At 56.2% G+C, this 21,891-nt stretch carries 17 protein-coding genes; 8 read left to right on the top strand and 9 right to left on the bottom strand.

The features are described from left to right. Nucleotides 1-58: 58 nt before the first annotated feature. Complete coding sequence (locus FHW71_RS14720; protein ID WP_179452134.1) at nucleotides 59-2,149, bottom strand: bifunctional diguanylate cyclase/phosphodiesterase; 2,091 nt, start codon at nucleotides 2,147-2,149, stop codon at nucleotides 59-61. 156 nt (nucleotides 2,150-2,305) lie between these two features. Beyond that, on the bottom strand, nucleotides 2,306-4,408 hold the full coding sequence (locus FHW71_RS14715; protein WP_179452133.1) for a bifunctional diguanylate cyclase/phosphodiesterase: 2,103 nt from the start codon (nucleotides 4,406-4,408) through the stop codon (nucleotides 2,306-2,308). A 548-nt stretch (nucleotides 4,409-4,956) separates the two neighbouring features. Between FHW71_RS14715 and FHW71_RS14710 the strand changes: the two genes are divergently transcribed. From FHW71_RS14710 to FHW71_RS14690, 5 genes are read left to right on the top strand one after another with little or no spacing between them, the layout of a single operon-like run. Next, complete coding sequence (locus tag FHW71_RS14710; RefSeq protein WP_008103338.1) at nucleotides 4,957-5,526, top strand: spore coat protein U domain-containing protein; 570 nt, start codon at nucleotides 4,957-4,959, stop codon at nucleotides 5,524-5,526. A 38-nt stretch (nucleotides 5,527-5,564) separates the two neighbouring features. After that, on the top strand, nucleotides 5,565-6,059 hold the full coding sequence (locus tag FHW71_RS14705) for a spore coat U domain-containing protein (RefSeq protein ID WP_154155515.1): 495 nt from the start codon (nucleotides 5,565-5,567) through the stop codon (nucleotides 6,057-6,059). A 27-nt stretch (nucleotides 6,060-6,086) separates the two neighbouring features. Next, entirely contained in the window at nucleotides 6,087-6,782 is a 696-nt protein-coding gene (locus FHW71_RS14700) for a molecular chaperone (RefSeq protein WP_154155514.1), read from the top strand. After that, nucleotides 6,782-9,217, top strand: a complete 2,436-nt coding sequence (locus FHW71_RS14695; protein WP_008103344.1) for a fimbria/pilus outer membrane usher protein — start codon at nucleotides 6,782-6,784, stop codon at nucleotides 9,215-9,217. The genes FHW71_RS14700 and FHW71_RS14695 overlap by 1 nt, the downstream gene beginning before the upstream one ends. Then, entirely contained in the window at nucleotides 9,214-10,179 is a 966-nt protein-coding gene (locus FHW71_RS14690) for a spore coat U domain-containing protein (protein WP_179452131.1), read from the top strand. Before FHW71_RS14695 ends, FHW71_RS14690 begins: the two co-directional genes overlap by 4 nt. Nucleotides 10,180-10,212: 33 nt before the next feature. On the opposite strand, the gene FHW71_RS14685 is transcribed toward FHW71_RS14690, so the two are convergent. The 3 genes from FHW71_RS14685 to exbB all read right to left on the bottom strand — a co-directional run bounded on the left by FHW71_RS14685 (nucleotide 10,213) and on the right by exbB (nucleotide 12,862). Beyond that, nucleotides 10,213-11,529 (bottom strand): MFS transporter, encoded by a 1,317-nt coding sequence (locus FHW71_RS14685; protein WP_008103347.1) that lies wholly within the window; start codon nucleotides 11,527-11,529, stop codon nucleotides 10,213-10,215. Nucleotides 11,530-11,705: 176 nt separating this feature from the next. Next, complete coding sequence (gene exbD / locus FHW71_RS14680; protein ID WP_008103349.1) at nucleotides 11,706-12,128, bottom strand: TonB system transport protein ExbD; 423 nt, start codon at nucleotides 12,126-12,128, stop codon at nucleotides 11,706-11,708. Between the two features lie 5 nt (nucleotides 12,129-12,133). Continuing rightward, nucleotides 12,134-12,862, bottom strand: a complete 729-nt coding sequence (exbB, locus tag FHW71_RS14675; RefSeq protein ID WP_071531643.1) for a tol-pal system-associated acyl-CoA thioesterase — start codon at nucleotides 12,860-12,862, stop codon at nucleotides 12,134-12,136. Nucleotides 12,863-13,122: 260 nt separating this feature from the next. Here exbB and metC point away from each other — a divergent pair, with 260 nt between their 5' ends. After that, nucleotides 13,123-14,313, top strand: coding sequence for a cystathionine beta-lyase (gene metC, locus FHW71_RS14670; protein ID WP_179452130.1), 1,191 nt, complete (start codon nucleotides 13,123-13,125; stop codon nucleotides 14,311-14,313). 98 nt (nucleotides 14,314-14,411) lie between these two features. After that, nucleotides 14,412-15,074 (top strand): DedA family protein, encoded by a 663-nt coding sequence (locus FHW71_RS14665; RefSeq protein WP_008103355.1) that lies wholly within the window; start codon nucleotides 14,412-14,414, stop codon nucleotides 15,072-15,074. Here FHW71_RS14665 and FHW71_RS14660 read toward each other — a convergent pair whose 3' ends face one another. After that, entirely contained in the window at nucleotides 15,075-15,986 is a 912-nt protein-coding gene (locus FHW71_RS14660) for an AraC family transcriptional regulator (protein ID WP_061720571.1), read from the bottom strand. 205 nt (nucleotides 15,987-16,191) lie between these two features. Here FHW71_RS14660 and dkgA point away from each other — a divergent pair, with 205 nt between their 5' ends. Further along, nucleotides 16,192-17,019, top strand: a complete 828-nt coding sequence (dkgA, locus tag FHW71_RS14655) for a 2,5-didehydrogluconate reductase DkgA (RefSeq protein WP_061720570.1) — start codon at nucleotides 16,192-16,194, stop codon at nucleotides 17,017-17,019. A gap of 62 nt (nucleotides 17,020-17,081) precedes the next feature. Here the strand turns inward: dkgA and ftsP are convergent, their stop codons facing one another. The 3 genes from ftsP to parC all read right to left on the bottom strand — a co-directional run bounded on the left by ftsP (nucleotide 17,082) and on the right by parC (nucleotide 21,678). After that, complete coding sequence (gene ftsP / locus FHW71_RS14650) at nucleotides 17,082-18,509, bottom strand: cell division protein FtsP (protein ID WP_154155114.1); 1,428 nt, start codon at nucleotides 18,507-18,509, stop codon at nucleotides 17,082-17,084. A gap of 119 nt (nucleotides 18,510-18,628) precedes the next feature. Further along, nucleotides 18,629-19,366, bottom strand: coding sequence for a 1-acylglycerol-3-phosphate O-acyltransferase (locus FHW71_RS14645; RefSeq protein WP_061720484.1), 738 nt, complete (start codon nucleotides 19,364-19,366; stop codon nucleotides 18,629-18,631). A 41-nt stretch (nucleotides 19,367-19,407) separates the two neighbouring features. Further along, nucleotides 19,408-21,678 (bottom strand): DNA topoisomerase IV subunit A, encoded by a 2,271-nt coding sequence (gene parC, locus FHW71_RS14640; protein ID WP_008103365.1) that lies wholly within the window; start codon nucleotides 21,676-21,678, stop codon nucleotides 19,408-19,410. Nucleotides 21,679-21,891: the final 213 nt, after the last annotated feature.

The raw sequence follows: 21,891 nt of genomic DNA, 5'->3' as shown, positions 1-21,891 counted from the left end.
CGGCTAGTTTCCCTCACCCTAACCCTCTCCCGCAAGCGGGAGAGGGAATGAATCGGCGTTAAGGCATGCGCTCCAGCTCTAACACTTCTTCGTAGAAATTCGGTAGCTCAGCGATACGCTCCGGCGGGACTGGTTTACCCAGCAAATAACCCTGCAAGGTATCGCAGCCCAAGCCGGTGAGGAACGCCTGCTGATCCTGAGTTTCCACCCCTTCGGCCACCACTTTCAGGTGCAGCGACTGCGCCAGCGCAACAATAGCGGAAACGATGGTGGCATCTTCGGAGTGCGCCTGCAGTTCGTTAACAAAGGCGCGATCGATTTTTAGCTCGCTGGCCGGTAACCGCTTGAGATACAACAAGCTGGAGTAGCCAGTGCCGAAATCATCAATCGAGGCTTTCACGCCCATATTGGTGAGCTCGGTGAGGATACGCACGCTCTCTTCCGGATCGCGCATCGCCGTGGTTTCGGTGACTTCCAGCGTCAGCAGCTCAGCCGGAATCTGGTGCTGCGCCAGCGCCTCGGTAACGGTTTCGACCAGGTTATTCTGCTCAAACTGCAGCGCCGAGAGGTTAACCGCCACCGACCAGTGCGGATGGCCTTGCAGATGCCAGGATCGCAGCTGGCGACAGGCTTCGTTGATCACCCAGTTGCCGATGTTAATGATCATACCGGTCTTTTCTGCCATCGGCAGGAAGGCGTCCGGTGCCAGCAAGCCGCGTGAAGGATGCTGCCAGCGCAGCAGCGCTTCAAAGCCAAGGATCGGGCCGCTCGGCGCGCAATATTTTGGCTGGTAGAACAGGCGTAACTCTTCGTTGTCCAGCGCTTGCCACAGATCGTTGTTCAGCTGCAGTTGCGATTGCGCCAGCGTGTTCATCGACGGCTGGAAGAAGGTGTAGCCGTTGCGGCCGTTGTTTTTGGTGTGATACATGGCGGCATCGGCGTTGAACATCAGCTCGCGCTCATCTTTGCCATCGCCAGGATAGACCGCAATACCGATACTCAACGACACCACCAGCTCATAGCGCGAGATATCGAACGGACGATCCACCGCTTTCACCAGCGTATCGGCGACCGCTGCGGCATCATTGGGATCATCAATTTCCAGTAACAGCACAAACTCATCGCCGCCCATACGCGCCAGCGTGTAGTGCCCTTTCATCTGGTCGGTCATGCGCTCGGTCACGCCGATCAGCAGATTGTCGCCAACGTGGTGACCAAAGGCGTCGTTAACTGCTTTGAAGCCATCGAGATCCATAAACATCAGCGCAAACTGCGACTTCTCGCGGTTGGCTTTATTCAGGGCTTGTTCGAGGCGATCTTCCAGCAAAATACGGTTGGGTAAGCGCGTCAGGTTATCGTGCAGCGCCAACTGCGCCAGTTCGCGGTTGGCCTCGGCCAGCGAATGGGCAAGGATGGAAGTGCGTGCCTGCAGACGCGCATCCAGCATCGAAACCAGCAAGGTAATGCCGAGGATCGCCAGCGTTACCACTGTCACCACAATCGCCAGCCAGTTGCTGTTAACGCCCATTTGCGTCGCGTGGCTGTGCATCGGGAAGTTGGCCGCCGCCATGCCGGTGTAGTGCATGCCCGCAATCGCGCAGCCCATTACTACAGATGCGCCTAAACGCAACACGGTGACGCGACCGTGGCCTTCGCGCAGGTTAAACGCCAGCCACAGCGCGGCGCCCGACGCCACCAGCGCAATCGCCACCGATGCCGCCACCCAACCCCAATTCCAGGTGATACCGGGCGCAAACATCAGCGCCGCCATGCCGGTGTAATGCATCGCCACCACGCCGGAACCCAGCACCAAGGCACCACCGCACAGTCGCGGCCACGGCAACGTCGGCGTTGAACACACCAGCCACAGCGCAAATACCGACGCCAGCACCGCCACCACCATTGAGGTGACGGTAAGTGCGGGATCGTAGCTCATCACCATGTCGAGGCTCATCGACAGCATGCCGATGAAGTGCATCGCCCAGATGCCGACGCCCATAGCGAATCCACCGCCGAATAACCAAACCAGCGCCACCTTGCCAGTTGAGGAAGCCACGCGTCCTGCCATATCTAGTGCAGTAAACGAGGCCAGCATTGCCACCAGGATCGAGACGATGACGGTAAACGAGTCGTACGAAGTCACTAACATAGTGATTTCCCAAGTAAAAGCCGGTTTGAATCAGCTGTGGTGTTGTGGTTAAAAGTGAGATCTATTGGTTTTATTGTAGGAATTATCGGCAGCGTAACTGCCGATCTGAGTTTTTGAACGATGAAACCTTCCGATGCGGAAGAAAATAAAAATTGTTTATTGCGCGCCAGCCAGTGGCACCACGTTATCGCTAAACGCCAGCGGCACGGTAAGCGAAGCGGTAAATTCACCGATGCGATCGGCTGGCGTCGGCTTGCCGAGCAGATAACCTTGCAGCGTGTCGAAGCCTAAACCCGTGAGCAAACGCTGCTGCTCCTCGGTTTCGACGCCTTCCGCCACCATGCGCAAGTTGAGCGTTTGCGCCAGCGTTAACATCGCGGTCACCACCGTGGCGTCTTCGCTGCCGGCGCGCAAACTGTTGATAAAGGCGCGGTCGATTTTTAGCTCGCTGGCTTCAAGATGTTTCAAATGCAGCAGGTTGGCGTAGCCGATGCCGAAGTTATCAATCGCCACTTTCACCCCAAGACGATGCAGCTCGGCAATGCGCTGCTGGCTGAACTGCGGATCGCGCATCGCGATGTTCTCGGTAATTTCCAGCATCAACGCCCCTTCCGGGATCTGATGGTGGTGCAACGCCTGACGCAGGCTCTCAATCAAATCGCGCTGCTGGAATTGCAGAGCTGAGAGATTGACCGACACCGTCCAGTCGCCGTTACCTTCATCGTGCCACTGCCTGAGCTGGCGGCAGGCTTCGTTGATTACCCAGTTACCCAACGCGACAATTTGCCCGGTTTTCTCGGCGCGCGCCAGGAACATATCCGGCATCAGCAGCCCGCGACGCGGGTGCTGCCAGCGCAGCAACGCCTCAAAGCCGATTAATACCGTGCCGCCCGCGCGGAATTTTGGCTGATAGAACAGGCGCATCTCCTGATATTCCAGCGCGTTCCACAGATCGTTGGCCAGCGCCAACTGATGCTGCGCCACCGCGCTCATCGCCGGTTCAAACAGGCACCAGCCGTTACGCCCGCTGTGTTTGGTGTGATACATGGCGGAGTCGGCGTTAAACATCAGCTCCTGCTGGCTGCGGCCGTGCAGCGGGAAGATAACAATGCCAACGCTCAAGGAGACGCGCAGCGAATAGCGATCGAGATCGAAAGGCGCATCAATTACCTGTACCAGCCGCTGTGCCAGTTTGGTGGCCTGATGAAGATGGAATTGCGGACACAGCAGCACGAATTCATCGCCGCCCAGACGCGCCAGCAGAATCTCTTCACTCAGTTCATCCCGCAAACGATCGGCTACGGCAATCAATAAGCGATCGCCGACGTGATGGCCCCAGGTATCGTTAATGGCTTTGAAACCATCGAGATCCATGAACATCAGCGCAAAATTCTCATCCTGCAACGTCGCCTGTTTGATCTCCGTGGTGAGTTGCTGCTCCAGCATCACGCGATTCGGCAGCGCGGTGAGGTTGTCATGCATCGCCAGCTGGCGCAGCTCGCTGTTAGCGCGCTTGAGTTTGGCGGCGAGGCGCGCGGCGCGTAGCTGCGCATCCAGCATCGAAATCAGCAACATCAGCCCGAGAATACTCAGCGTGATAATCGTGACCCACACCGCCAGTCCCTCTTCACTGGCACCGTGATTTTGCATGCTCACCGGCATAACAAACTCTGCTGCCGCCATGCCGGTGTAGTGCATCCCGGCAATCGCAATCCCCATCACCAACGCTGCGCAGGCGCGCAGTAACAACAGGCTTTCACCCTGACGCAGATGAAACGCCAACCATAACGCCGCGCCCGATGCGGCATAGGCAATCAGCACCGAGAGCGCCACCAGCGGCAGATTCCAGTTAATGGGGGTTTCAATCATCAGCGCGTTCATGCCGAGGTAATGCATGACAATGATGCCGCTGCCCATGATCAGGGTGCCGCGCACCAGGCGTCGGCGGGTGAGATGACTGCCCTGCACGCCCTGCGCAAAGGCGAAGATGGCGGTGATAATCGCCACCAGTAATGAGATGGCGGTGAGCTCGACGTCGTAGCGCATGGTCATCGGCATCATCATCGCCAGCATGCCAATAAAGTGCATCGCCCACACGCCGATGCCCATCGCGGTGCCACCGCCGATCAACCACAGTTTTGCCAGACAACCGCGTGAAACGGCAACGCGCCCGGCGGTATCTAAGGCGGTAAATGCGGCAATGAAGGCCACGATCAGTGAAACGGTAACCAGAACGCTATCCCAGGTAACCAGCAGCATGTGCGCTCCTAAATTCCACCCGCTTCGGAGCAGGTGCGGTGTCGTCAAATTAGAACAAGGATGATAAAGCGCCGATCAAGGGCGATTAATGACCGCCTGCGGCGAAACTCAACAAAAAGTCGATCCAGACAAATCTGGAGTCGTCGTGCGGATTTTTTTTATTTTCATCGTCAGTCGTTAAGCGAAAAATTAATAATATCTGATTAATGCACGAACATAACATTGAACCGAAGCGCGCGGTAGAGGGAGGAATCATCGGCTGTTTAGTTTTTTTAACCGCTCGCTACCCCTTGTGATTACTGAGTTATCGGCGAAAAGTGTGAATTGATTAGGGAAAAATTGAACCATCGGCGTACAAGGGCCGATTTGCTGATCTATAGTAAAGAAAACTGATATAAATCATTAATCCACCATCTAGGATTTTTCTTAGATGGCAGGCGCTTACGCTGTCGAGCCGATTGCGGCTCTTGTTTGATTTCGGATGTATTTCCATAAATGTATGACCAGGTGAAAAAGCACTGACCTTGGATAATCAGTAAGGAATGATTATGAAACTCAAGCTTTTTCTTGTGGCTACTAGCCTAAGCGCCGCGCTAGCCCCTACTGCTGTTTTTGCCGCCACCACAACGGGAACCATCAATGCAACGTTGACGCTGACCACCGGTTGTTTGGTGAACGGTCAATCGGCAACGACAGGGGTGAACTTCGGTACCCTGAACTTTGGCAGCAGCGCAGCCACCTTTGATACGCTCAACGCCACGCTGGTCGGCGCCTCGGGTAACGGCATCTTTGTCCGCTGCACCACCGGACAAACCTTTAACGTGCAGGTCACCAGCAGTAATGCCGCTCCGGCGACCATTTACGGCACGGTGAGCGGCCAGCCACGCTACCTGATCCTCGGCTCCAACAATACGCAGGGCATTGCCTATACGCTGTATAGCGACGCCGCCTTTACCACTGCTATCGCCAACAACACCAATATTGCCGCCAGTGGCACCACGGATCCGACGCTCGGTACCAACTACGCCATTTATGGTCGCGTGGTGGGCGGCGGCTTTAACCCGCTGATCCCTGCAGGGACTTACACTGACACCATTAACGTGGCGGTGAATTACTGAGGGAAAGGATAATCAGGGTGGCCGTGGTGCAGCGGTTGATGCACAGTGCAGGCGGCCTTGCCCTGCTGATAGGGAGCGTCTCCGCCTGGGGGTTGCCCACTGCAACGTTTCAGGTTTCAGCATCAGTAGTGGCAGGCTGTGTTGTATCCGGTACCAATACCGGGGTCTTTGGCACGCTTGATTTTGGAACGCAGTCTGGCGTGGCTTCCAACAGCGTCAGCGCTAGCTATGTGCAAAGCACCACTATCACTCTCGCCTGCACGCCAGGCACCGCCGTGAGCATGAGCATTAACGGTGGCAACAATTACACCTCCACGCGCAACCTCAAAAATACCAGTAGCACTAATACCGTGGCTTACAGCCTCTTTACGAATGCCGCTCATACCGTGGCGATTCCCGTGAGTAGCGCTGTGGCGCTGAGCTACAGCAATGCCAATAACATCACTTTGCCGATTTACGGCTTATTAACGCTGCCCGGCCCCACGCGCGCCGGGACTTATACCGACACCTTAACCGTCACGCTGAGTTGGTGACGGCGTCAATAAGAAGGATGAATGATGATGAACCTGCGCGCCCTGATTCTGTTGTTATGCGTGGCACTAACGCCTGCGGTACACGCCGCCAATTCCCTGATGGTGTGGCCGATCGATCCGGCAATCGATCCGCAAGATAAAGCCAGCGAGCTGTGGCTGGAAAACCGTGGCAACGCCACCACCATGATGCAGGTGCGTATCTTCAGCTGGCAGCAGGTCAACGGTCAGGAGCAGTATCAAACCCAGCAGCAAGTGGTGGCGAGCCCGCCAATGGTACGGCTTGAGCCAGGGCAAAAGCAGCTGGTGCGTTTAATCAAGCAAACGCCGCCCGAAGCCGGACGTGAGATGTCCTATCGCGTGGTGCTGGATGAGATCCCCACGCCGCGCACGCCGGGAGAGAATCAGGCTGGACTCACTTTCCAGATGCGCTACTCAGTGCCGCTATTCATCTATGGCGACGGCGTAACACGCGACACGGCGAAACCGCAGCTGAGCTGGCAGGAAGTGAACAGCGGCGGCAAGCGCTGGCTGGAACTGACCAATCACGGTAACGGCCATGCACGGTTAAGCAACGTCACCATTGGCGGACGCAAAATGGGCAACGGCTTGTTTGGCTATGTGCTGGCCAACAGCAGCAATCGCTGGCCGTTAACCAGCAGCGTAAGCGGTGAACTGTCGGCCGAAATGAACAAAGGACACTGGAGCAGCGCTGCCGCGCGTTGATGAAGTTAACGCCGCATCCCTGCGCGCTGGCCGTTGCCAGCGTGCTCTGTATCAGCCCGATGAGTAGCAGCGCGGAGACTTTTTCCGAACTGCCACCGCCGCCTGCGCTGGAGAATAACGCCAGCGGCCAGCAATACATGCTGGAGCTGGTGGTGAATCAAGGCGAACGCGGCGACATCGTGCCGGTTGAACGCAAGAACGGTGATTTCTGGCTGCGACGCGGCGATCTGCAACGCGCCGGTATTCCGGCCGAGAAACTGCAGGGGCAGCAGATCGATATCAATCAACTGAGCGGAGCGAAAGTGGAGTATGACGAACGACGCCAGCGCCTGTTACTGACGGTGCCGCCCGCCTGGCTGCCGGGCCAAACCATTGGCCAATTGCAGAATGCACCGCGCTTTCCTGGCCGCGCCAGCAACGGCGCTCTGCTCAATTATGACTTCTACGCCACGCGCACCGATAACGCCGGTTCGCGCCTCTCCAGCTGGAATGAATTGCGCTTCTTTGGCCCGGTTGGGCAGTTTTCTACCAACGGTGTTTATGTGCAGCAACTGGAAGGTGGCGTTGCCGGTCAGCAGGAAGGCTATATCCGCTACGACACCTGGTTCAGTAATGAAAACGAGAATGCGGCGATCAGCTGGCGCGCTGGGGATTTGGTTACTGATGCGTTGAGCTGGAGCAACAGCGTGCGGCTGGGAGGCGTGCAGATTGGCCGCGACTTCAGCGTGCGTCCGGATCTGGTGACCTATCCGCTGCCGGCGTTTTCCGGCCAGGCGGCGGTGCCCTCATCGGTCGATCTGTTCATAAATGGTTACCGCAGCACCCAGGCCGATGTGCAGCCGGGTCCGTGGTCGCTCACTAACGTGCCTTTCGTTAACGGCGCTGGCGATGCTGTGATCACCACCACCGATGCAGTAGGCAGACAAGTCACCACCACGCTGCCGTTTTACGTCTCCAGCAGTTTGCTGAAAACCGGGTTATCCGATTACTCCTTTTCCGCCGGTGCCATTCGCGAAAACTACGGCATAAACAATTTTGATTATGGAGCGGCGGCGGCCAGCGGTTCGTATCGCTACGGTATCAACGATTGGCTGACGCTGGAGAGTCACGCAGAAGGCAGCGACAGCGTGGCGATGGGCGGTGCAGGTGGCCTGGTGAAACTCGGCAGTTTTGGCGTGGTGAATGGTGCGCTGGCACAAAGCCAGATGGACGGCAATCCTGGCACGCAATACAGCTGGGGCTATCAGTACAACAACAGCTGGTTCAGCCTCGGAACCCAGCACATCATTCGCAGTGCCGATTTCGGCAACCTCGCGCTGGTTGGCAGTCGCGGCGACAGCGCGAACACCAGCTATTCGCTGGCACGACGCAGCGCGCAGTACACCGCCAGCGTGTCGCTGAATGATTACGGCAGCCTTGGATTGGCCTATTTTGATATCTCCGGCGGCAACGGTGACCGCACACGTTTACTGAATCTGTCGTGGAGTAAAAATCTGTGGGGCAACAGCAGTTTGTATATCTCCGCCAGCCGCGATCAGGAACAGGGCAACTGGAGCGGCGCGATTTCGCTGGTCATCCCATTCGGCGAGCAGAGCAGCGCCTCGGTCAGCACCGAACGCGATCAGGAGGGCAATAACAGCCAGCGTCTGTATGTATCGCGCGCCATGCCAACCGACGGTGGCTTCTCCTACGATGCCGCGTGGGCCAATCAGGCCAGCGACAGCGGCGATTATCGCCAGGCCAGCCTGCGTTATCGCAACAACAAAATTGATACCTCAGCCGGTTTCTATGGCGACAACGACAACACCACGCAATGGGCCGATTTCACCGGCTCTGTGGTGCTGATGGATAACCGCGTGTTCGCTGCCAACGATATCAACGATGCCTTTGTGGTGGTGAAAACCGATTATCCAGACGTGACGGTGCGTTATGAAAACCAGACCATGGGTCGCACTGACAAACAAGGCTATCTGCTGGTGCCCTCAATCAGCAGCTATTACGGCGCGAAGTACGATATCGATACGCTGGATCTGCCTGCCGATCGTACCGCGCCGAAGGTTGAACAGCGCTTTGCGGTGAAGCGAAAGAGCGGTTATCTGCTCAACTTCCCGGTCGAGCGCCTACGCGCCGCCAGCGTAGTACTGCATGACAGCAATCATCAGCCGCTGCCGATTTCCAGCCAGGTGCTACGTCCGAATCAGGCCACCGAATATGTCGGCTGGGACGGCATTGTGTGGATGGAAGATCTCGCTGCCAGTAACCCGATTCACGTGGTGACGCCCGATGGACGCAGTTGCGATACGCAACTGGACATCACCGACGGCCAACCAAAAGCGCTGGAAACCTACGGCCCGCTTACCTGCCCGCTGCCACCGCCGCCGCAAGGCTCAGCGGTGAGCAGCGCGGATAATTCACAGTCAGGGATTTCACCATGAGAAAGCTTCTGCTCCTGCTGGCGCTATTTATATTGCCAGGTACCAGCTATGCGCTTTGTACCTTATCGGCGCCTACTGCGACCTTTGGCTCGGTCACCACATTTTCGGTGGCTTCGACGGTGAATAACACCTCCAGTACCACCAACGTGAATTGCGGCTCAGGTACGCTTTCGCTGTTGGGCTCCGATAACATCACCTATGCCTTTACCACCGCCTCAAACCTTAGCGGCACGCGCGCCGTGTTGAAAACCGCCAGCGGCGGCACCGATAACATTCCGATACAGCTGTGTATCGACAGCGCTTGTGCCACCGAATTACAGCAGGGCGGCAGCTATCGCTGGAGTTCCGCCTCGCTGCTGGCGTTGGGTAGCACCCTTAACTTTAATATTCCGCTCTACTTCCGCACCCTTACCGGACAGGTGATCGCCGCCGGCACCTATACCACCACCATTACGCTGACCGTGAGTTATACGGTGTGCGCCGGGTTGAACGTGGCAGGATTGTGCGTGGGAACGGTGCAGAGCAGCACCGGTACGGCGATGCCGATTACTGTGAATCTGCTGGTCACCAACGATTGCACCACCATCACCGCGCCGAATGTTAGTTTCGGCAGCGCACCTTTGGTGGGCAGTTTCTCAACCGTGCAGCAGACGATTAACGTGGTGTGTTCAAAAGGCAGCACTTACACCGTGGGCCTGAGCAACGGCAGTTACTACAGCGGCACCACGCGGCAGATGGCGAGCGGGACGAATCGGTTGGCGTATGACATCTACAAAGGCACCACCACCACCTCGCGCTGGGGACCGACCGGCACCGATCGCTGGAGCAGCAGCACCTCGACATCGTTGAATGCGGATACCGTGACGCGCAACTTTACCTATACGGCGCAGATTTTGACGACGCAGAATACGCCAGCGGCGGGGAATTACACCGATAGCGTGGTGGTGGATGTGTCGTTTTGAGAGAGGAGGTCGCCATGAATGGCGACCCTACGGTTATGCGCTGACAGGTGCTGCGTTATGTCGTGACTGATATTGCTTCACCATGCGGCCAATCAGCAGCGTACCGACCAGCCCGCACACCGCCGCAAATGACAGCCACACGCCTGGCATCGCTTTATCACCGGTGGCATGAATCAAATAGCTCGACACCGCTGGCGTAAAGCCGCCAAACAGCGCGGTTGCCAGGCTGTAGGCGAGTGAGAAGCCCGATGCACGCACTTCTGCTGGCATGATCTCAGCCAGATAAACCACCATCGCGCCGTTGTAGCTGGCATACAGGAACGACAGCCAAAGCTCGGCTTCAACCAGACGGGCAAAGGTCGGCGCTCCCACCAGCCAATGCAGCACCGGCCAAGTGGTTAGTATCATCAAGATGGTGCAGACAATCAGCAGCGGACGGCGGCCAACGCGGTCCGACAAAGAACCCATCACCGGCAGCCAGAACAGGTTGGAGATGCCGACAAACAGCGTCACCAGGAAGCTCTCCTTGTCGCTCATCATCAGCACCGTTTTGCCGAATGTCGGGGTAAACGCGGTGATCATGTAGAACATCACGGTGGTGGTGACCACCATCAACATCCCCGCCAGCACTAACGCCCAATTCTGCCCGACTGAACGCATAATCTGGCTCATGGAAGGATGATGTTTGCGCTGGCTAAAGGCTTCGGTCTCTTCCAGCATGCGACGAATGTAGAACAGGAACGGCACGATCATACATCCCACCACAAACGGAATACGCCAGCCCCATTCGGTGACGGCGTCTTTCGCCAGCAGATGGTTCAGACCTAAACCGAGCAGCGCGGCGAAGATTACCGCCACCTGCTGGCTGCCCGACTGCCAGCTGACATAAAAGCCTTTGCGCCCTTTTGGCGCCACTTCAGCCAGATAAACCGACACGCCGCCCAGCTCAACGCCCGCCGAGAAGCCCTGCAATAAACGACCAAGCAGAATCAAAATCGGCGCGGCAGCACCCAACGTGGCGTATCCGGGCACCAACGCAATGGTTAAGGTACCAATCGCCATCAGACCAAGCGTTAATAGTAAGCCTTTACGACGACCATGATGGTCGATGTAAGCGCCGAGAATAATCGCGCCGAGCGGGCGCATCAGGAAGCCTGCGCCGAAGGTCATCAGCGTGAGCATTAAAGAAGCAAAGGGATCATCGCCGGGGAAAAAGGTTTTGGCGATCGCGGTGGCATAATAGCCAAACACCATGAAATCATACATCTCAAGGAAGTTACCGCTGGTAACGCTAAAGATGGTTTTGGCACCGCCTTGCGACGACTTTTGTAAAGAGTGACTCGAGCTCATATTGTCCTTCCTGGTTTTTCTTCCGTTTTAACGTGCCGGGCCAGGAATAAACGTGATCCTCTTCACCATTGCAGTTTACAAAAATAAGACCAATCGTAACAATAAATTAACAAACTGAGCGTCAGATATAAAAAAAGGTCGCCATGAATGGCGACCCTACGATGAGCTGAGAAAGGTTACTTTTTGACCGTTTCCATGCCCATCAAGCCAATCTTCAGATAACCGGCTTCACGCAGCTGATCCATCACTTCCATCAGGGTGGCGTAGTCAACCGATTTATCCGCCTGGAAGAAGATGGTGGTGTCTTTCTTGCCTTCGGTTTGTGCCGTCAGCGCATTCACCAGCGTCTCTTTGGTAACCGCATCGTTGCCGATGAAGATCTGCTTATCTTCCTTGATGGAGAGATAAACCGGTTTTTCCGGACGCGGCTGCGGCGCGCTGGTCGATGCTGGCAGATTTACGCGCACATCGACGGTGGCTAATGGCGCGGCGACCATAAAGATGATCAGCAGAACTAACATGACGTCGATAAACGGCGTCACGTTGATTTCGTGCATTTCGCCATCGCCGACCGAGTCATCGTTTAAACGCATCGCCATAATACTTATCCTACGCGCAGTTTCTGTGCCGCCGCTGGACGGTTGGCTTCTTTCGCGGTATCGACGTTGCCGAGGTCAAGGTCGCGGCTCTGCAGCAACATGACCTGCGCGGCGACATCGCCCAGCGACGCTTTGTAGCTGGCAATCATACGCGCGAAGACGTTGTAGATAACCACGGCAGGAATTGCTGCAACCAGACCAATCGCGGTGGCCAGCAGCGCTTCGGCGATGCCCGGCGCGACGACTGCGAGGTTGGTGGTTTGCGTTTTGGCAATACCGATGAAGCTGTTCATGATGCCCCAAACGGTACCAAACAGACCGATAAACGGCGCAACGGAACCGATGGTGGCGAGGAAGCCATTACCGCGACCGGCATGACGACTGAATGCGGCCACGCGGCGATCGAGACGGAAGCTGGTACGCTCTTTAATGCCATCCAGATCTTCGGTGCCGGCAGACAGCTCCAGCTCATTCTGCGCATCGTTAAGCAGCACAGCGCTGTGGCTGTTGGCTTTGAAGGTTTCAGCAGCACGGTAAGCATCGTTTAACGAGCGGGCTTCGCCCAGCGCTTGCTGCTCGCGTTTCAGGCGACGCTTCGCCCCGCTCAGCTCAGCAAACTTACCGAAGAAAATTGCCCAGGTGACAACGGAAGCCAGTAACAGGCCAATCATCACAATCTTTACCACGATATCGGCATGCTGATACATGCCCCAAACGGAGAGATCCGTTTGCATCAAATCACTGGCTACCACGCTGCATCTCCAACTTCTGTTGCACAGTTCACGATTGAAGCGCGGATCATAGCAAAAAAAACGCCCGAAGTGATAGTGGTTCTCATTACTATTTACAAAGCAAAGAGGCCAGCAATTTCCACAATTTAGCTGATGTTATGCGCAATACTGGCCTCACTCTGATAATCCACAATCAGGCTCAACCCACTACGCTGATTCGTGGTAACGTGGATGTTTTGTGGGAAATGTCAGGAAAGGCAGTGATGGCAACGAAGAAAATAGACACCACGCTTGTCAGCGCGGGACGCAGTAAACGTTACACTCAAGGCTCAGTTAACAGCGTAATTCAGCGCGCTTCATCCCTGGTTTTTGACACGGTCGCCGACAAAAAACGTGCTACCGCCGGTCGCGCTTCAGGCGAGCTGTTTTATGGCCGTCGCGGCACCCTCACCCATTTCTCGCTGCAAGACGCCATGACCGAGCTGGAAGGCGGCGCAGGTTGCGCGCTTTATCCTTGCGGTGCGGCGGCGGTTTCTAATGCCATTTTGTCCTTTGTCGAAGCCGGCGACCATATTCTGGTCAGCGGCGCGGTCTACGAACCGACGCAGGATTTCTGCTCGAAAATTCTCAGTAAGCTGAACGTCACCACCACCTATTTCGACCACTGCATCGGCAGCGAAATTGGCGAACTGGTGCAGCCGAATACGCGCGTGGTGTTCCTGGAATCACCGGCGTCGATCACCATGGAAGTGCAGGATATTCCGGCGATTGTTGCCGCCGTGCGCGCCAAAGCGCCGGATGCGATCATCATGATCGATAATACCTGGGCGGCGGGCGTGCTGTTTAACGCGCTGGAGCATGGCATCGATATTTCGATTCAGGCCGGCACCAAATACATCATTGGTCACAGCGATGCGATGATTGGCACTGCGGTAGCGAATGAACGTTGCTGGCCACAGCTGCGCGAGAATTCCTATCTGATGGGCCAGATGGTTGATGCCGATACCGCCTATATGGCGAGCCGCGGCATTCGTACGCTGGGTACGCGTTTACGTCAGCACCAAGAGAGCGGATTGCAGGTGGCCGAATGGCTGGCAACGCAGCCGGAAGTGGCGCGCGTGAACCATCCGGCGCTGGCGCAGTGTAAAGGCCATGAATTCTGGCAGCGTGATTTCAGCGGCAGCAGCGGTTTGTTCTCCTTCATCCTGCATGAAAAACTGAGCCGTGAGCAGCTGGCGAATTACCTTGATCACTTCCACCATTTCAGCATGGCGTATTCGTGGGGCGGCTATGAATCACTGATTCTGGCAAATCAGCCTGAAGAGCTGGCGGCGATTCGTCCGGCGGGCGGCGTGGATTTTGACGGCACTTTGGTGCGTCTGCATATCGGCCTCGAACATGTCGACGACTTGCTGGATGACCTTAAAGCCGGTTTTGCACGTTTAAGAAGTTAAACAGAAGATAAACCATGCTGTGGCGGCGATGAGAGATCAACGTATACGATGCCACAGAAGGTTAAAATTAGACTCCTTGTGACTCGATGGAATAGCTGATGGGTGTTTTACATGAGATTGTCCAGGCGCTTTGGCATCAGGATTTTGCCGCGCTAGGTAATCCGGATGTCGTTTGGATTGTTTACGGCGTGATGTTTTTAACGCTGTTTCTGGAAAACGGTTTGCTGCCCGCCTCATTCCTGCCGGGCGATAGCCTGCTATTACTGGCGGGCGCGATGGTCGCCAAAGGTGTGATGGATTTTGTGCCGACGATTGTGATTTTGACCACGGCGGCCAGTCTCGGCTGCTGGCTCAGCTATCTGCAAGGGCGCTGGCTCGGCAACACCAAACTAGTGAAAAGCTGGTTGCTGCATTTGCCCGCGCAATATCATCAGCGCGCGTGGAATATGTTTAACCGCCACGGTTTGATGGCGCTGCTGGTTGGCCGCTTCCTCGCTTTTGTACGCACCTTGCTGCCCACCATGGCCGGTATTTCCGGTTTGAACAATGGCCGCTTCCAGCTGTTTAACTGGCTGAGCGGCTTGTTGTGGGTTGGGATTGTGGTGACGCTGGGTTACGGCATCAGCCATGTGCCCTTTATCAAGCGCCACGAAGATCAGGTGATGGCGATCCTGATGATTCTGCCGATCGCGCTGCTGTTTATCGGCCTCGCCGGCAGCATTGTGGTGATCTGGAAAAAACGCCGCCAGAAAATCTCCTGATTACGACGCGGCGTCAAACGGTAAGGTTTGACGCACGCGGCTCGCCTCTTCTCCCGGCGTCACGCCGAAATAGCGCTTAAACTCACGCGAAAACTGCGACGGGCTTTCATAACCGACGCGCACCGCCGCCGCGCTGGCTTTCATGCCATCCTGCAGCATCATCAGGCGCGCCTGATGCAGGCGATAGCGCTTGAGGTATTGCAGCGGCGAGGTTTGCGTCACCGCTTTGAAGTTGTGATGAAACGCCGAAACGCTCATGTTCACTTCGGCGGCCAGCATGTCGACGCTCAGGCTTTCCGCGAAGTGGCTTTCGATGCGACGCAGCGCGCGCGCAATCTGACTAAACTGCGTCTGCCGATTCACCAGCGACAGCAGCGCGCCGCCAATCGGTCCGGTTAATACGTAATAGATAATCTCACGCACCAGCTGCGGACCCAGCACGCGGGCGTCGCGCGGATTGTTCATCACATCCAGCAAGCGTTCGGCCGCACACAACATCTCTTCGCTCATAAACGCCGAATGAATGCCGGAGGTTTGCGCCTGCGGCTGGAACTGCTCGTCATCGCCGATATCCATCAGCAAATCCTGCAGGCTGGCGACATCCACGCTTAAACACATGCCGGCCAGCGGCTCCGTCAGCGTGGCTTCGGTTTCACACTCCACCGGCAGCGGCACGGTGAGCATCAGATATTTGGTGGCGTCGTAATGGAAAACCGTGCTGCCGAGATAACCGGTTTTACGCCCCTGAAACAGAATCACAATGCCGGGTTGATACATCATCGGCGTACGTGGCAAGGTTTCGCAGGCGTAGATCAGCTTGACGTTTTCTACCGCGCACAGCGGCTTATGCAGGTCACTCATCAGCGCAACTACGCGCTGCGCCAGCTGGCGACAAAGGGCGTCGTTTGGCATGCATCTCTCTCGGGCAGCAAAAAAGTCAGTTTGCCGTAAGGCTGTGCAAAGCTCCACTATTCTGGAGAATCAGGCAAGATTCTTGCAGAAATCCATCAGGCAAAAGTGCCGCCCGCTTGCCACAATGATCCTGAGGTGAGGTTTGTTGACTAGACTTAAGCACATCTTTTCTACGGTAAGTCACTGCAACAGATAAGGAGCAACTATGGCAGAGCAACCCATTATTAAATTGCGCGACGGCAACATGATGCCGCAGCTTGGCCTCGGCGTCTGGCAAGCAAGCATTGAGGATGCGCGTAACGCCATCCTGGAAGCCCTGAAAGTCGGCTATCGCTCCATCGATACCGCCGCTATCTATAAAAATGAGGAAGCGGTTGGGCAAGCGCTGCAAGAGACCGACGTGCCGCGCGAAGACATTTTTATCACTACCAAGCTGTGGAATGACGATCAAACCAACTGGCAGCAGGCGATGGAAACCAGCCTGAAGAAGTTGCAGCTGGAGCAGGTGGATTTATATCTGATGCACTGGCCGTGCCCGGAAAAAGACAACTACGTTGAAGCCTGGAAAGGTTTGATTGAGCTGCAGCAACAGGGCTTAACCAAGAGCATCGGCGTATGTAACTTCCACGAGGCGCACCTGAAGCGTTTGATCGATGAAACCGGTGTGTCGCCGGTAGTGAACCAGATTGAGCTACATCCGATGCTGCAACAGCGCACGCTGCATGCGTGGAATGCGCTGCACCAGATTCAAACCGAATCCTGGAGCCCGCTGGCACAAGGCGGGAAAGGCGTGTTCGATCAGGAGATTATCCGCGAGCTGGCGAAGAAGTATGGCAAGACGCCGGCACAAATCGTGATCCGCTGGCATCTGGATAGCGGTTTGGTGGTGATTCCGAAGTCAATTACCCCGGAACGTATTCGTGAGAATTTCCAGGTGTTTGATTTTAGGTTGGATAAAACTGAAGTGAGTGAGATAAGTAAGCTGGATAGCGGTAACCGTTTGGGGCCGGATCCGGAAGCGTTTAACGGGTAGTCATGTTAAAAGGTCGCCATAAATGGCGACCTTACGGTGCGCGGTTATGCGCACCGTTTTTATTAAGAGACCGAATTCACCAGCAACTGCCCCGCCGTCCCGCGATCCGCCATCTCTAAGGTCTGGCTGTAATAGACAAACGGGAAGTGATCCGATGAACTCTGCGGGAAGCTCACCAGCAACTCCACACTGCCATCCACCCACACGGTATCTTTCCAGCCGCGATCTTCACCCATCGGCTGCGCGCCATTGACGTTCTTAATCAGGAACATTACGCCCTGAATATGCAGCGATTGCGGGCGATCGGCATGGATAATCCAGCGCTCAAAGGTGCCCTGCTGCACGGTGGTATCAATGCGGTTCATGTCCCACAGCACGCCATTAATGCCCGGCTCGCTGTCGCCAATGCGGAATTCACGCGTGCGTGTCGCAACGCCATCGAGAATCTGATCCGCCAGCAAACGCATCGGCAGATTGTCAGTGACCAGTGGCAACAAACCGGTTGGGCGTAAGCTCAGCACCAACGTATTGGTCAGAATCGATGATGGCTCAAACAGCCCGCGCAGACGATCCATTAAGCCCGCCGCCGTACCAGCCGTAATCGAGACTTCATCGCCCTGCGACATATCCACCAGCACTTCGCGACGCTCGCCGGGTGCCAGCGTCAGCAGCTGCACCGCCACCGGCGCAGGCAGGAAGCCCTGATCGCTGGCGATCACCGTAAAGGGGCGATTATCGGAGAAGCTGAGATCGAAGCGGCGCGCGTTCGAGCCGTTCAGCAAACGCAAACGCACCCAGCCGCGTGACACTTCGACATAGGGATTTTGCACGCCGTTCACCAGCAGCACGTCGCCGATAAAACCGCCGCTGGATGGCGGGTTATAAACCGGCGTGGCGAAGTTATCGAGGCGCTTGTCCTGAATAATCAGCGGGAAATCATCGACGCCATAATGCTTCGGCAGCGGCAGCGATTTACTCACGTCATCTTCTACCAGCCACATACCGGCGAGCCCGTTGTAGACGTGCGGTGCCATGCGGTTTGGCGTGTTGGCGTGATACCACAATGTGCCCGCGCCCTGACGAATCGGCAGCACCGGCGCCCAGTCAGCTCCCGCCGACATCATGCGCGGCGCACCGCCCATTAACGCGCCCGGCACCTGCAAACCGCTGACGGTCATCGATACCGGTTCGTTGAGGCGGTTGCTGTAAATCAGCTTCACATCGTCGCCGCTGTAAACGCGCACCGTTGGGCCGAGATACATGCCGTTAAAGCCCCACACCGGCACTTTATTGCTGTTGCCGCTGAACGACCAATGACTGCGCTGTAAGGTGAGAAACAGCGGCTGACCGCGACGGGATTCAATCAGCGGTGGAATAGGAAGTGGCGTATCGCCCAATGGCGCGGCGGCGCGGGCGGCGAAAGGCATAGCACCGGAAGCCAGTGCGACACCGGCAGAAAGCTGAATAAACTGACGTCTGCTGCAAGACATAAAACTTCAGACCTTTTGAGCGTGGCGTGAGGACGCCGTGTCCATGTTGTTTTAATTAATTATTAGTTGCTGTGTGGCTTGAGAACGGGGCAGATGATCACCTGCCCCATTTTGGCTGGTCAGAGTTTACCGCTTTTTTCGCGCTCGGCGACTTCGGCGTTCAATTCTTCCAGTTTAGTCGACATTAATTCACGGCAGTGCGTGGCGAGCTTGCGCACCGAGGTGGTAGCAAACTGCGAGGTATCAACCGGCGGCAACATCTCGACAATCACCAGGCCGTTGTTCCAGCGGTTCAGCTTGATCTTGTCGTGGGTGTTAGAAACCACGATCGGAATGATCGGCACACCTGCCGCTACCGCCGCATGAAACGCGCCGGTTTTGAACGGCAGCAGACCACGTCCGCGACTGCGCGTCCCTTCCGGGAACATCCAGAACGAGATGCGCTTTTTGTTGAACTGATCCACCAGCTCGCCGATGGTGCCGTGCGCTTTGGAGCGGTTATCACGGTCAATCAGCAGGTTACCGGTCAGCCAGTAGAGCTGGCCAAAGAACGGAATCCACAGCAGGCTTTTCTTGCCCACGGTCACCGTGGTCGGCTGCACGATTTTCGCCGCCGTGATCATGTCGTAGTTGTTCTGGTGGTTGGCGATATAGATCGCGTTACCGTAATGCGCGGCTTCCGCCGGTTTACGCAGTTCCACCTTGAGACCAAATACCGTCGACAGACGACCAAGCATATGGCCGAACGTCGCAACATGACGCGGGTTACGCGGTGAAAACAGACACCAGATACTGCCGAAGATACAAACCAGAATCGAATAAACAATAACAATAATTGCTCGTAAAATTAGTAACATAGATTCCTCAAATTGGGCATTCCATCGCCTGAATAACAGCGTTACTCTTCACTCGCGTCGGCTTTCGGACGCGCTGGTGCATTCACTTCTACGCTATCGATGCGTTGCAGGCCACGCGCCACGCTGCCGCGACGACCGCGATCGGCACGCACTTTCTGCAGATCTTCATCACGCATGATCAGCTTACGTTTACCGACATACACGGTGATCGAGGCGCCTGGCGGCAGAATCAGCAACCATTGTAGTTTGTCGGTGCCCGCAGCGGCTTCCGCTGAAGGAATCGAGATGATCTTATTGCCTTTGCCTTTCGACATCTGCGGCAGGTCGCCAACCGGGAACATCAACATGCGTCCGGCCTGGGTAATCGCCAGCAGCATATCATCGCCCGAATGCACCGCCATTGGCGTCATCACCTTGGCGTTTTCCGGCAGCGTCAGCAGCGCTTTACCGGCACGGTTGCGCGACACCAGATCGGCAAAGGTACAGATGAAGCCGTAACCGGCGTCAGAGGCCATCAACAGCTTCTGATCGTCGGGCTCCATCAGCACCTGCTCAATCACCGCGCCCGGCGGTGGCGTCAGTTTGCCGGTGAGCGGTTCGCCCTGCCCGCGCGCGGACGGCAATGACGTCGGATCCAGCGTGTAACTGCGCCCAGTCGAGTCGATAAAGGCCACCGGCTGATTGCTCTTGCCGCGTGCGGCGGCCAGATAGCTGTCGCCCGCTTTGTAACTCAGACCCGCCGGATCGATATCGTGACCTTTGGCGCTGCGTACCCAACCCATCTGCGACAGCACGATGGTTACCGGCTCGGCGCTCACCAGCTCAGTTTCGCTCAGCGCTTTGGCTTCTTCGCGCTCGCGCAGCGGCGAACGGCGATCGTCGCCGTAGGTTTGGCTATCAGCCAGCAGCTCTTTCTTCAACAAATTGCTCATCTTGCGCTCGGACGCCAGAATCGCCTGCAGCTGATCGCGCTCTTTTTCCAGATCCGCTTGCTCACCGCGAATCTTCATCTCTTCCAGTTTGGCGAGATGACGCAGTTTGAGTTCGAGAATCGCTTCGGCCTGGGTTTCGCTGATGTCAAAGCGCGACATCAGCACCGGCTTCGGCTCATCCTCGGTACGGATGATGTGGATCACTTCATCAATATTGAGGAACGCCACCAGCATACCTTCAAGGATATGCAGACGACGCAGCACGCGGTCTAAACGATAGTTGAGGCGGCGCGTCACGGTATCGCGACGATACACCAGCCACTCAGAGAGGATTTCCAGCAGGTTTTTCACCGCCGGACGGTTATCCAGTCCAATCATATTCAGGTTAACGCGGTAGCTTTTTTCCAGATCGGTGGTGGCAAACAGGTGATTCATCACCTGCTCGAGATCCACACGATTGGAGCGCGGCACAATCACTAAACGCGTTGGGTTTTCGTGGTTGGACTCATCACGCAGATCTTCCACCATCGGCAGCTTTTTATTGCGCATCTGGTTAGCAATCTGCTCCAGCACGCGTGCGCCCGATACCTGGTGCGGCAGCGCGGTGATCACCACATCGCCATCTTCCTTTTTCCACACCGCGCGCTGGCGAATCGAACCACGTCCGCTTTCATAAATCTTACGGATTTCGTTGCGTGGCGTGATGATTTCCGCTTCGGTCGGGTAATCCGGACCTTGCACAATATCCAGCAGCTCATGCAGCGTGGTGTTCGGGTTGTCGATCAGCTTGACCGCCGCTTCCGCCACTTCGCGCAGGTTATGCGGCGGAATGTCCGTCGCCATGCCCACGGCGATGCCGGTGGTACCGTTCAGCAGAATGTTGGGCAGACGCGCCGGCAACATCTTCGGCTCCTGCATGGTGCCGTCGAAGTTCGGGATGTAGTCGGACGTGCCCTGACCAAGTTCTCCCAGCAGGATTTCAGCGTATTTCGACAGGCGCGATTCGGTATAACGCATCGCGGCGAAGGATTTCGGATCGTCCGGTGCACCCCAGTTTCCCTGGCCATCCACCAGCGGATAGCGGTAGGAGAACGGCTGCGCCATCAACACCATTGCTTCATAACAGGCGCTGTCGCCGTGCGGATGGTATTTACCCAATACGTCACCGACGGTACGCGCCGATTTTTTGAATTTGGCATTGGAATTGAGGCCCAATTCCGACATGGCATACACAATACGGCGCTGCACTGGCTTGAGGCCATCGCCGATGTACGGCAGCGCGCGGTCCATGATCACGTACATGGAGTAGTTCAGGTACGCGTTTTCCGTAAACGTGTGCAGGGCAAGACGCTCTGCACCATCCTGCGTCAATTCGCTCATTCAGCTCGCATCCTCACTTCGTGGCCCGCAACGGCGGGACATCCGGCGGTCATTTGGCGAGGATATTACCTTATTCGTGCGGTTTAGTCACAGAGAAGCCCGTTCAGCAAACAGAAACGGCTTACATTTAATAACGTGATATTGGTTGAAAAATTAAAACGGAATGGGAGCCCTGTCACAGTGAATATCGATAATAATATGTGAGCAACTTCG

The organism is Enterobacter sp. Sphag1F (assembly GCF_014193275.1).
Lineage (GTDB): Bacteria > Pseudomonadota > Gammaproteobacteria > Enterobacterales > Enterobacteriaceae > Pantoea > Pantoea symbiotica.
This window is presented reverse-complemented; position numbering and strand designations above follow the sequence as displayed.

Bases quoted from the DNA above. Each gene is read 5' to 3' on its own strand.
- FHW71_RS14720 (WP_179452134.1), bottom strand. From the start codon at position 2,149: ATGTTAGTGACTTCGTACGACTCGTTTACCGTCATCGTCTCGATCCTG.
- FHW71_RS14715 (WP_179452133.1), bottom strand. From the start codon at position 4,408: ATGCTGCTGGTTACCTGGGATAGCGTTCTGGTTACCGTTTCACTGATC.
- FHW71_RS14710 (WP_008103338.1), top strand. From the start codon at position 4,957: ATGAAACTCAAGCTTTTTCTTGTGGCTACTAGCCTAAGCGCCGCGCTA.
- FHW71_RS14705 (WP_154155515.1), top strand. From the start codon at position 5,565: ATGCACAGTGCAGGCGGCCTTGCCCTGCTGATAGGGAGCGTCTCCGCC.
- FHW71_RS14700 (WP_154155514.1), top strand. From the start codon at position 6,087: ATGAACCTGCGCGCCCTGATTCTGTTGTTATGCGTGGCACTAACGCCT.
- FHW71_RS14695 (WP_008103344.1), top strand. From the start codon at position 6,782: ATGAAGTTAACGCCGCATCCCTGCGCGCTGGCCGTTGCCAGCGTGCTC.
- FHW71_RS14690 (WP_179452131.1), top strand. From the start codon at position 9,214: ATGAGAAAGCTTCTGCTCCTGCTGGCGCTATTTATATTGCCAGGTACC.
- FHW71_RS14685 (WP_008103347.1), bottom strand. From the start codon at position 11,529: ATGAGCTCGAGTCACTCTTTACAAAAGTCGTCGCAAGGCGGTGCCAAA.
- exbD (WP_008103349.1), bottom strand. From the start codon at position 12,128: ATGGCGATGCGTTTAAACGATGACTCGGTCGGCGATGGCGAAATGCAC.
- exbB (WP_071531643.1), bottom strand. From the start codon at position 12,862: ATGCAAACGGATCTCTCCGTTTGGGGCATGTATCAGCATGCCGATATC.
- metC (WP_179452130.1), top strand. From the start codon at position 13,123: ATGGCAACGAAGAAAATAGACACCACGCTTGTCAGCGCGGGACGCAGT.
- FHW71_RS14665 (WP_008103355.1), top strand. From the start codon at position 14,412: ATGGGTGTTTTACATGAGATTGTCCAGGCGCTTTGGCATCAGGATTTT.
- FHW71_RS14660 (WP_061720571.1), bottom strand. From the start codon at position 15,986: ATGCCAAACGACGCCCTTTGTCGCCAGCTGGCGCAGCGCGTAGTTGCG.
- dkgA (WP_061720570.1), top strand. From the start codon at position 16,192: ATGGCAGAGCAACCCATTATTAAATTGCGCGACGGCAACATGATGCCG.
- ftsP (WP_154155114.1), bottom strand. From the start codon at position 18,509: ATGTCTTGCAGCAGACGTCAGTTTATTCAGCTTTCTGCCGGTGTCGCA.
- FHW71_RS14645 (WP_061720484.1), bottom strand. From the start codon at position 19,366: ATGTTACTAATTTTACGAGCAATTATTGTTATTGTTTATTCGATTCTG.
- parC (WP_008103365.1), bottom strand. From the start codon at position 21,678: ATGAGCGAATTGACGCAGGATGGTGCAGAGCGTCTTGCCCTGCACACG.